The 12,410-nt window shown below is 73.4% G+C and carries 2 protein-coding genes; both read left to right on the top strand.

Annotated features, from left to right (window positions below; all coding sequences use genetic code 11):
- Positions 1 to 225: 225 nt before the first annotated feature.
- Positions 226 to 7,713 (top strand): type I polyketide synthase, encoded by a 7,488-nt coding sequence (locus tag IGA62_RS00925; protein ID WP_232624838.1) that lies wholly within the window; start codon positions 226 to 228, stop codon positions 7,711 to 7,713.
- Between the two features lie 5 nt (positions 7,714 to 7,718).
- Entirely contained in the window at positions 7,719 to 12,410 is a 4,692-nt protein-coding gene (locus IGA62_RS00920; protein ID WP_145817081.1) for a type I polyketide synthase, read from the top strand.

The raw sequence follows: 12,410 nt of genomic DNA, 5'->3' as shown, positions 1-12,410 counted from the left end.
GTGACGCGGCGGTGACGTGGGGTGGCCGAACATCGCTGCGGTGACACACGGACGACGGGCCCGACGCACCGCTACCTCGATCGTCACGGTGGTGGCTGCGACGGAACCCACCGGCGCAGCGGACGGGCTGAGAGCGCCGGCGCGCCTGCCCCAATCGACGGGAGATCGATGAATACCGCACCCGCCAGTCGCAGTTTGGTGATCGTGATCAATCCATGTGGTGCGGTGGAGCCCAGTCCGCAGCTGGTCGCCGCCGCCGGTGCGGGTGGTGGGCTCGGTGTGTTCGATCTGGCCCGGGGCGACCACCCGACGCTGCGCGCGCTGGAGCAGGTGGCGGCGAGGTCGGCCGGGCCGATCGGGGTGCGGGTGCCGGTGGGCTGCGCCGCGACCGTTACCGATGTGGAGCGCGCCGCGAAGGGCCGGGTGGGTTTCGTCGTCCTGCCGGCGGACGGTTCGTGGCCGCTGAGGACGTCGTCGGAGCGTTATCGGGTGCTGGTGGAGGTGACCAGTCGTACGGAGGCGCAGGCGGCGGCGGCGAGCGGTGCGTACGGGCTGATCGCGCGCGGCTCGGAGGCGGGCGGACGGGTCGGTGAGCTGAGTTCGTTCGTCCTGGTGCAGCAGTTGATCGCCGACGAGGCGCTGGACCTGCCGGTGTGGGTGGCCGGCGGGATCGGGCCGCGTACCGCCGCCGCGTGTGTGGTGGGCGGGGCGGCTGGGGTGGTGGTGGACAGCCAGTTGGCGCTGATGCCGGAGTCGGATCTGCCGGAGGACGTGCGGGCCGTGATCGGGCGGATGGACGGCTCGGAGACGGTGCTGCGTGACGGCGTGCGGGGGGTGCGCCGCGACGGCCGACCGGACGGCGTCGGTCCGTTGCTGCCGGTGGGGGAGGACGGCTGGTTGGCCGCGGTGTTCCGGCGGCGTTGGCGGAGCACGACTGCCGCGGTGCGCGGCATCCGCGCGGCGATCACGGACGCGGTCGAGGACGCCGCGGCGGGTGGGTTGCTGGCACCGGGTGCACCGCTGGCGCGGGCGTGGGGTGTACGGATCCCGGTGGCGCAGGGTCCGATGACGCGGGTCAGCGACGTGGCGGGGTTCGCGGCGGCGGTGGCCGGCGACGGCGCGTTGCCGTTCGTCGCTCTCGCGCTCGCCAGCGGCGAGCAGTCCCGGCGGATGCTGCGGGAGGCCGTCCAGACGCTGGGCGACAGACCGTGGGGAGTGGGCATCCTCGGCTTCGCCCCCGAAGAGGTGCGGGCGGCGCAGCTCGCGGCGGTGCGGGAGGCACGGCCGCCGGTGGTGATCATCGCGGGCGGCCGGCCCGCACAGGCCAAGGCCCTGGAAGCCGACGGCATCAACGTGCTGCTGCATGTGCCGTCGCCGGGGTTGTTGCGCCAGTTCCTGCGCGCCGGGGCGCGGCGGTTCGTGTTCGAGGGCGCCGAGTGCGGTGGGCATGTGGGGCCGCGGACGAGCTTCTCGTTGTGGGAGGCGCAGGCGCTGGCGTTGGAGGAGTTCCTCGATGGCGCGCCGGCCGGGACCGCCGCGCAGGTGCAGGTGTTGTTCGCCGGCGGCATCCACGACGCGCGTTCGGCCGCGATGGTGGCGGCGTTCGCGGGACCGCTGGCGCGTCGCGGTGTGCAGGTGGGCGTGCTGATGGGCACCGCGTACCTGTTCACCCGGGAGGCGGTCGAGTGTGGGGCGATCCAGCCGCTGTTCCAGCAGCAGGCGATCGCGGCGACACGTACGGCGGTGCTGGAGACGGCACCCGGACACGTGACGCGCTGCCTGCACAGCCCGTACGTCGACGACTTCCACCGCGTGCGGCAGGAGTTGCTGGCGGCGGGGGCGGCTGGCCGGCAGGTGTGGGAGTCGCTGGAGGTGCTCAACGTCGGCCGGCTGCGGATCGCCAGCAAGGGCAGACGGCGCGAGGGAGGCGACCTGGTCGCGGTCGACGAGGCGGGGCAGCACGCCGAGGGACTGTTCATGGCGGGCCAGGTCGCCGTGCTGCGCGACGCGCGAACCACCGTGGCCGCCCTGCACGACGAAGTCACCACGGGCGCACAGCGCTTCCACGCCGAGCGGATCGCGGCGCTGGCGGCGACGCTCGGGCCGGACGGCGAGGCGGCCGACCGGGCGTCGGTGCCGCCGCTGGACGTCGCCATAGTGGGCATGGCCTGTGTCTTTCCGGAGTCACCCGACCTGTCCAGCTTCTGGCAGACGATCCTCAGTGGCCGCGACGCGGTCACCGAGGTGCCCGCCCAACGATGGCCGGTGGACACCTACTACGCGTCCGAGGTGGACCGGAGCCAGACGGGACGGCTCAGCGTCTCGAAGTGGGGCGGGTTCATCGCGCCGGTACCGTTCGACGCGATCGGGTACGGCATCCCACCGGCGGCGTTGGCCAGCATCGACCCGACCCAGCTGCTGGCCCTGGAGGTCGCGAGCCAGGCTCTGCGCGACGCGGGGTACGCGTCGGGCGTCGACCACTCCCGTACCGGGGTGGTGTTCGGCGCCGAGGTGGGTAGCGACATGGCGCATGCGCAGACGCTCCGCATGATGCTGCCGACCTATCTCGGGGAGGTACCGGCGGAGCTGGAGGACCAGCTGCCCGTGATCACCGAGGACTCGTTCCCCGGCGTGTTGGCCAACGTGATCACCGGGCGGGTGGCGAACCGGCTGGACCTGGGAGGACCCAACTTCACCATCGACGCGGCCTACGCCTCGTCGCTCGCGGCCCTGGACGCCGCGTGCAAGGAACTGGCCGCAGGCACCAGTGACCTGATGATCTGTGGCGGCGCTGACCTGCACAACGGCATCAACGACTATCTGATGTTCAGCTCGGCGCACGCGCTGTCGCCCACCGGCCGGTCCCGCGCGTTCGACAGCACCGGCGACGGCATCGCCCTTGGCGAGGGCGTCGCGTGTGTCGTGCTCAAGCGGCTCGCCGAGGCCGAGCGCGACGGTGACCGGATCTACGCGGTCATCAAGGGGGTCGGCAGCTCCAGCGACGGGCGGGCCCTGGGCCTGACCGCGCCGCGTGCCGAGGGGCAGCGTCGGGCGCTCGACCGGGCGTACGCGCGTGGCCGTGTCTCGCCGCGCCAGGTCGGGCTGATCGAGGCGCACGGCACCGGCACCATGGTCGGGGACCGTACCGAGTTGGAGACCCTGACGCGACTGTTCGCCGAGTCGGGTGCGCAGCCGGGCAGTTGTGCGCTCGGCTCGGTCAAGTCGCAGATCGGCCACACCAAGTGCGCGGCCGGGCTCGCGGGTCTGATCAAGACGGCACTCGCGTTGTACACCGGGGTCAGACCGCCGACCATCAACCTGACCCAGCCCAACCCGGTGTGGGACCCGCAGCGCAGCCCGTTCGCCTTCTACACGCAGGCCCGCCCGTGGAGCGCCCCGGCCGGTGAGCGGATCGCCGGGCTCAGCGCGTTCGGCTTCGGCGGCACCAACTACCACGTGGTGCTCGCCGCGCACCCACACACGCCCGAACCACGCCACGCCCGCCAGGAGTGGTCGGCGGAGCTGTTCTGCTTCCGCGGCCCCGACCGCTCGGCAGCGCACCGGGCGGTGCGGCAGCTGGCCGCCGCACTGTCGACCACCGACCGGTACGGCCGGCCATGGCGACTGCGCGACCTGGCCGCCACGGCGGCGGCACAGGCCGACCTGCGCTCCGGCCCCGTCCAGGTCGCGATCGTCGCCCGCGACACCACCGAACTCGACCGGCTGCTGCACCGCGCGCTCGCCGGCGAGCACGACCCCGGGCAGGGACTCGTCCAGCCACCACCGCAGGCCACGGGCACTGCCGACGGGAAGGTGGCGTTCCTGTTCCCCGGGCAGGGCAGCCAGTACCCCGGCGCCCTGGCCGAACTGTTCGTCACCTTCCCCGACCTGCACCGGTACCTCGAACTCGGCGAGGAATGTGCGGACGTGCTGTTCCCACCGACCGCGTTCGACCCCGCCACGGAACGCGCCCAGCAGCAGCGGATCGTCCGGATGGCCCAGCCCGTGCTCGGCATCGGCGGACTCGCCGTGGACCACCTGCTCCGCCGGCTCAACATCCGTCCCGACGTCGCTGCCGGGCACAGCTACGGCGAACTCGTCGCGCTGTGCGCCGCCGGCGCCTACGACCCGCCGACCCTGCTGGAGCTCAGCCGGCAACGCACCGAGGCGATCCTCGGTGCCACCGACGACGATCCGGGCACCATGGCGGCGGTCGGCGTCACCGCCGAACGCCTCGCGCAGATCCTGGCCGGTGCCGGCCTCGCCGACCAGGTCGTCCTGGCCAACCGGAACGCCCCCACCGAGCAGGTGATCTCCGGCCCCACGCCCGCGGTGCGGGCGGCGGTCACCGCGCTGAAGGCGGCCGGCCTGACGGCACGCCGTCTCGACGTCGCCCGCGCCTTCCACAGCCCGCTCGTCGCCGCCGCCGTGGATCGCTTCGCGCAGGTGCTCGCCGCCCAACCGGTCGCACCACCGGGCATCCCGGTCTGGTCCAACCGCACCGCCGCCGCCTACCCCGCCCACGCCGACGGGGTGCGGCACGAACTCGCCGCCCAGATCGGCGCCCCCGTGCGCTTCGTCGAGCAGATCGAAGCCATGTACGCCGCCGGCACCCGCACCTTCGTCGAGGCCGGCCCCGGGCAGGTACTCACCCGTCTCGTCCAGACCATCCTCGCCGACCGGCCACACCTCGCCGTCGCCTGCGACCGGCGCACCGGCGAAGGGCTCCGTGACTTCCTCATCGCCGTGGCGCAGCTGGCGTGCGCCGGGGTACCCGTACAGACCGGCTGGCTGCTGCACGGCCGCGACACCGCCGAGGCCACTCCGACCGCGGCCGACAGCCGCCCCTTCTGGCGGGTGGACGGGCAACTTGTCCGCGACCGCGGCGGCAACCGCCTTCCTGGCGGCATGACGCCCCCACAACGTATGAAGGAGTTGTCCATGACCGCAGCAACCGAACGCACCGCCAGCGGTCGCGGTGAGCGTTCCGGGCGGGAACATTCCGACGACCTGCTCGCCGAGTTCCTCCGGACCAACCGGGAGATGATCGCCTCCCAGCGTGACGTGCTGCTCGCCTACCTCGGTCACGACACCAACGGTGGACCCCCCGCCCCACGGCTACCCGAGACACACCGCCCCACCGGCTCACCGGTCGATCCCGTTGACGCCGTGGCGGGTCCACCGGAACCTGCGCCGACCGGTCTGCGGGCTCCGGTCCCGCCGGCCACGACCAGCCCACCGACACCGCTCCCGCCGATGCCGGCCGCCATGGCGGTGTTCACGCCACCCGAGCCCGGCGGAGCCACCACCAGCGCCAACGGCGCGGCAGTCGCTGCACCGGTCGCCACCGTCGTGGCGGAGCCACCCGGTCCCGACCTCCAGAACGTGGTGCTGACGGTGCTCAGCGAGCGGACCGGTTACCCGGTCGACCTGATCGAACTCGACCTCGATCTGGAAGCGGACCTCAGTATCGACTCGATCAAGCGGGCGGAGATCGCCGGTGAGGTCGCCGCCCGGCTCGGGATGTCCGGCGAGGGCGACGAGTCGGAGCTGGAGGAGATGATCAAAGCGCGGACCGTGCGCGCGATGCTCGACCTGCTCGCCACCCGGATCAGCGCTGCGGGGACGTCCTCGGTGGCGAATGACGCCGTTGCGACCCACGTGCCAGCCGCCGGCACCGCCCCCGCTGTCCCCGCCACGCCGGCAGACGGTGCCGCGTCCGCGTCCGCTCTCCCCGCACCCACCGGCGTGCCGGTCTCTCCCGTCGGCGCGCCGGCACCGCCCGCCGCCCCCGCCGCGACACCGGGCGGTGTGGACCTCCAGGCCGTCGTGCTGACGGTGCTCAGCGAGCGGACCGGTTACCCGGTCGATCTGATCGAACTCGACCTCGATCTGGAGGCGGACCTCAGTATCGACTCGATCAAGCGGGCGGAGATCGCCGGTGAGGTCGCCGCCCGGCTCGGGATGTCCGGCGAGGGCGACGAGTCGGAGCTGGAGGAGATGATCAAAGCGCGGACCGTGCGCGCGATGCTCGACCTGCTCACCACCCGGGTTACCGACGCCGTGGCCGCCACGGTCCCCGCATCGTCTCCGGGCACCCCCACCGGGCCGGCGCCGGCTGCGGCGTTGCCCCCGATACCGGCGCAGCCGCGCCCGGCGCTGCTCGCCACGGTCCCCGCCGGGCACCTGCCACGGGTGCCGCAGACGGTGCCGGCTGCGGGTGGCGCGGCGTCGGTGGACGGTGACGGGCGGCCGGGTGTCGCGCCCACGCGGATGCTCCCCACGTTGGTGTCGGTCGCGGACGCGCCGATGCAACCGGAGACCGTGCTCGCGGGTGCCACGTTCCTGGTCACCGGCTCCTCGACGGTGGCCGACCAGGTGGTGGAGCTGCTGCGCCGGCACGGGGCGACCGTACGCGTCGGCACGGCAGCCGATCCCGGCACCGTCGACGGCGTGGACGCACTGGTCCTGCTCGACGGTCTGGCCGGTGGCCGGGCGCCGCTGCTGCCCGGCGCGTTCGGGTTGATCAGACAGGCCCTGGCGGGCGGGCCACGCTGGGTGTTCGCGGTCGCCGACCGGAGCGCCGGCGCGGGCACGGACGGGCTGGGTGGCCTGTTCCGCACCATCGCCCGGGAGTACCCGTCGACCACGGCGCGGGTGGTCATCGTCGACGGTACGGAACCCGCGCAGGGGCTCGCCCAGCAGATCATCGACGAGTTGCTGCTCAAGGACGATGCGGTGGTGGTGCACCGTGGCGGTGGCGGGCGGGGTGGGCACGACCTGGTGCCGGCGAGCCTCGGGGCGCTGGCGGCTGGCGGTGCCGGTCCGGCCGGCGACGGCGTGGCCGAGGCCCGGGCGATCGGTCTGGACCGTGACTCGGTGGTGGTGCTGGTGGGCGGCGCGCGGGGCATCACCTCCTGGTTCGCACGGGCTCTGGCAACGGCTGCCGGGTGCCGCATCGAGCTGGTCGGCCGCACCCCGCTGTCGGAGGGCCCACCGGATCCGGTGTTGGCGGCGGCCACCGACGCGGTGGCATTGCGGGCAGCGCTCGCCGGACAGGGGGTCGGCTCCCCCGCGACGATCGCCCGCACGGCCCAGGCGATCCTGGCCGGCCGGGAGGTCGAGGCCACCCTGCGGGAACTGGGGGAGCGGGGCGCCCGGGTGCGCTACCACAACCTCGACGTCCGTGACGCGCAGGCGACCAGGCAGCTCATCACCGCGATCCACGGCGAGTACGGTCGCATCGACGGGCTGGTGTACGCCGCCGGGGTGATCGAGGACAAGCTGATCGCCGACAAGGATCCGCAGTCGTTCACCCGCGTCTTCGACACCAAGGTGGCCGGTGCCCAGGCGGTGCTGGACGCGCTGGAGGGCCTGCGCTACCCGCCGAGGTTCGTGGTGCTGTTCGGCAGCATCGCGGCGGCGTACGGCAGCCGCGGGCAGAGCGACTATGCGGCGGCCAACGACGCCCTGGAGGCAGTTGGTGCCCGCTGGAAGGCCCGGACCGGCAACCGCTGCCTGACCGTCCACTGGGGACCGTGGGCGCCGGTCGAAGGTCACGGCGGCATGGTCAGCGCGGAGCTGAGCCGGGCGTACGCCCGGCGCGGCGTCCGGCTGATCGACCCCGAGGAAGGCGCGCTGAGCCTGCTGGGCGAGTTGGCCTGGGGCGATCCGGCGGCCACCTCCGTCGTGTACACCGCGTCGGGCTGGTGATGGGAATGTCCAGCGACCAGATCGCGATCGTGGGGATGGCCGCGGTGCTGCCCGGCGCGGGTGACCTCGACAGTTACTGGCGCAACCTGGTCGAGGGTTTCGACGCGATCATCCAGGTGCCGCCGCACCGGTGGGATCCGGAGTTCTACGACCCGGCGCAGGCGCACCGGCCGGACCGGGTGTACTGCCGCCGGGGCGGCTTCGTTGACGAGTTCGCCACCTTCGATCCGCTGAGGTTCGGCATCATGCCGGCGTCCGTCGCCGACATCGAGCCGGATCAGCTCATCGCGCTCCAGGTGGCGGCGGCGGCCATCGACGACGCCGGTGGTGGCGACCGGCTACCCGCCGCTGACCGCGTCGGCGTGATCCTCGGCCGGGGTGGCAGCATCAGCCCCGCCGCGGCCCGGTACGCCCTGCGCGTGCGGATGACCAGCCAGACGATCAACCTGCTCCGGGAGCTGATCCCGGACCTGCCGGAGAGCCGGTTGGAGGCCGTGCGGGCGAGGTTCGACGAGCAGCTCGGCGAGCACCGGCCGGAGGGAACGATCGGACTCGTGCCGAACCTGGTCGCCTCCCGGGTGGCCAACCGGCTCAACCTGCGTGGTCCGGCGTACACGTTGGATGCCGCCTGCGCTTCGTCGCTGATCGCGGTGGACCAGGCGATCAGCGAGCTGACCAGCGGCCGGCTCGACGCGGTCCTCGCCGGGGGTGTGCACCACGTGCACGACATCGGTTTCTGGTCGATATTCAGCCAGCTCGGCGCGTTGTCCCGGCGGGGCGAGATCCGGCCGTTCGACAGCGCGGCGGACGGGCTGCTCATCGGCGAGGGCACCGGGATCGTCGTACTCAAGCGGACGGCCGACGCGGTGCGCGACGGCGATCGGATCTACGCGGTGCTCCGGGGGAGCGGGGGGTCCAGCGACGGGCGCGCCGCGAGCATGGTCAACCCGGTCAGCGAAGGGCAGGTGTTGGCCGTCCGGCAGGCCTGGGCCGCGGCGGGTCTGGATCCGACCGCCCCGGACGCGCTGGGCCTGCTGGAGGCACATGGCACCGCGACGCCGACGGGCGACACCGTCGAGCTCGCCACCATCGCCGAGGTGTTCGGTCCGCACCGGGGCGGGCCACGACCGGTGATCGGCTCGGTGAAGTCGATGATCGGTCACACCATGCCGGCGGCCGGCAGCGCAGCCCTGATCAAGGCGGCCCTGGCCGTGTACCACGGCGTGCTCCTGCCGACGCTGCACTGTGACACCCCCCGACCGGAGCTGGCGCGCACCCGGTTCGCGCCGATCAGCGGCGCTCAGCCGTGGGAGAGCGACGGACCCCGCCGCGCCGCCGTCAACGCCTTCGGCTTCGGCGGCATCAACGCCCACGTCATCCTGGAGGAGGCGCCGGAGGCCTTCGCCTCCCGTCGGGGTGGTACGGGCACGACCGGGCTGGTGTCCCGCGCCGTGTCGGCGCCCGCGGCCGTCGACACCACGGCGGCGGTCACCGTCGAACAGCCCGACGAGGTGCTGTGGCTGGCCGCCCCCGACCCGGCCGCACTGGCCCGCCTGCTCGACACCGACGACCACGCCGTCCGCGCCCTCGGCCTCGCCCGGGCCCGACAGGCCGGTCCCGCTGGCGCCCGGGGCCAGGCGGACGAGCGCTGCCGGCTCGGTGTCGTCGACCCCGACACCAAAAGCCTCGCCACCGCCCGGCGCGCCGTCGCCAAGGGGCAGCCCTGGCACGGCGCCCGGGACATCTGGTTCAGCCCCGCCCCGCTGCTCTCCGGCGATTCCCCCGGCCAGCTGGCCTTCGTGTTTCCCGGGCTGGAGACGGAGTTCAGCCCACGCACCGCGGACGTCGCGGCGCACTTCGGCCTGCCCGACCGGCAGTGGTCCACCGACGACCTCGGTCGGCACGGCGCCGGCGTGATCGAGGTCGGCAAGCTGCTCGACGCCGCCCTGCACCGTGTCGGGATCACCCCACACGCGGTCGCCGGGTACAGCATCGGCGAGTGGACCGCCGCGGCCACCACCGGACTGATCAGCTCGTCATCGGTGGACGAGTTCCTCGCCATCTTCAACTCGACGGCCGTGGAGACGCCCGGCCGCGTGTTCGCCGTCGTCGGCGGGGCCGCGCAACAGATCACCGCGCGGCTCGCCCGCTATCCGGGGGTGGTCCTCACCCACGACAACGCGCCGGCCCAGTGCATCGTCAACGGGCCCGAGAACGAGATCGACCGCCTCGTCGAGGCACTACGCGGCGACGCGATCCTGTGCCAGAAGCTGCCGTTCCGCGCCGCCTTCCACACCCCGGTGTTCGCCTCCGGGCTGGAGTCCATCGGCGCGGCCCTGCCCCGCTGGCAGGTGCAGTCCGCGCGGGTGCCCGTCTGGTCCACCACCCTCCGGGCGCCGTTGCCCACCGAGCCGGCCCGCGTGCTGGAGATCTCCGCACGACACATGCTCGAACCGGTCTGGTTCCGGCAGACCATCGCGGCCATGCACGACGCCGGCATCCGGGTCTTCCTTCAGGTCGGCGCCGGGCAGCTCGCCTCGGTCATCGCCGACAACCTGCGTGGCCGCGACCACCTCGCGATGCCGGTCAACGTCGCGCGTCGCGGCGGGCTGAACCAACTGCGCCGCGTCGCCACGGCGCTGTGGGTGGAGGGCGCCGCACCGGACCTGTCCGCCCTCGACACGACGGCCAAGGGCCGTGCCCGAGCTGCCGCGCCGGCCGCCCATCCCGCCCGCCGTGGCCCGGTCATGCGGCTCGACCTCGGCGGCGCGCTGGTGCGCTTCGGCGAGGGAGCCGACAAGCTGCTCGGCGTCTCCGTGTCCGCCGACCAGTCGGCGGGTGACGCGGACGGCACCGAGTGCACGAGCGCCACGAACGGCGCAGGCGGTGGGTCCGGGTCGGTTGCCCGGGACGCGACGACCGCCGTGGCAACGCAGGGCACGAAGACCGCGGTGGTGACACCGGCGGTCGCGACCCCGTACGCCCCGGTCGGTCCGCCGAGATCGCCGACCCTGGACAGGCTGCACGACCTCGCCGGACGCTCCAGCGTCGCCGCGGAACTCGCCTCGTTGCTGAGCGACCCCACGGACGGTGTGGTCGTCGACGGCGGTGGCGGGCACCCGCCGCCGGTCCCGCCGCGCGTCCACCGCACGGTGCTGCGGGTCGCCCTCGACACGATGCCGTACCTGCGCGACCACTGCTTCTTCGTACAGCCCGAGGACTGGCCCGAACCGGAGGACCGCTGGCCCGTGATGCCGGGCACCACCGCCCTGCACCACATGATGGAGGCCGCCCGGCAGGCGGCACCCGGCATGCGGGTCGTCGGCGTGCGCAGCGCCCGGTTCAACCTCTGGTGCATCGCCGCGCCGCCACAGGACGTCGAGATCACTGTCAAGCCCACCGGTCCCGGCCAACTCTCGGTGACCTTCGGAAACTACGCCCGCTCGACAGTCGAGGTGGCCCCGGCCTACCCGCACGACCGTCCGGCGTTCTGGAGCCACGACCCCGCCACGGAACAGCCGCCACGGATCAGCGCCGAGGAGATGTACGCCGAACGGTTCGTGTTCCACGGCCCCCTGTTCCGCGGCGTGACCACGGTGCACGCCGTCGGCGACATGCACATCCGTGGCGTGGTGACCGCCCCGTCCCCGCCCGGTGGGCTGCTCGACAGCACCTTCCAACTGGTGGCCAACTGGATCGTCACGACGCAACCGTTCTCGGCGTTGCCGGTGGGAATCGGACACGCACGGTTCTTCGGTCCGCCGCCGGCGCCCGGTACGGCGCTCGAGTGCATCGCCCGCGCGCGCTCGACCGACGACGCGCAGCACGTCTTCGACATCCAACTCGCCGTCGACGGCCGGGTATGGGCGCAGCTCGACGGCTGCATCGAGCGACGGTTCAAGAGCCACCCCACCCTGCCGGAGGAACGTTTCCCGGAGCGCCACCCGATGTCGCTGCGGCAGCCCGAGGGCTGGACCTTGGCCTTCGACTGCTGGCCCGACCTGGTCACCCGGGGCATGACCGCGCGCGGCATCCTCGGCAACCGGGGCTATACCGACTACGAGCGGCAGCCGCCCAAGGCGCGCAAGCAGTGGCTGCTCGGCCGGATCGCGGCTGTCGACGCCGTCCGGTTCCCGCTGTGGGAAAGCGGCCACACCGATGTCTACCCGATCGAGTTGACCATCACGAACGATCCGAACGGCCGGCCCCGGGTGCGCCCGCGCCCCGGCCGGGGCTTCGGCGCCTGGGACGTCTCACTCGCCCACGTCGCCGAGATCGGGGTGGCGATCGCCGGGCCCCGCGCGCCGGACGCGCTGCCCGGCACGCCGGGTGTCGGCATCGACGCTGTCGAGATCACCGAGCCTCCGGCGGACGCGGTCGCGTCCGCACTGTCGGAACCAGAACGACGGCTGTTCGACTCGATGCCGGCCAGCGGCGAGGAGAGGCAGCTGTGGTTCGCCCGCTTCTCGGCCGCCAGGGAGGCCGTCGCCAAGGCGGAGGGCACCGGCCTGGCCGGCGACCCACGACGGTTCACGGTGGTGGCCGCCACCCCAGCCGCGCTGACCGTCGAGGTGGGTGACCGCATCTACCAGGTTGCCCATCGCGAGGTGTCCAACCCCGAGGGCCTACCCCCGAGGCGGTACGTCGTCGGCTGGACGTGGGGACCGGAGCCTGCCCACCGGACCGGCCGCCCGTAG

Origin of the sequence: Micromonospora sagamiensis (assembly GCF_014680085.1) — a bacterium.
GTDB classification, from domain to species: Bacteria; Actinomycetota; Actinomycetes; order Mycobacteriales; family Micromonosporaceae; genus Micromonospora; species Micromonospora inyonensis.
This window is presented reverse-complemented; position numbering and strand designations above follow the sequence as displayed.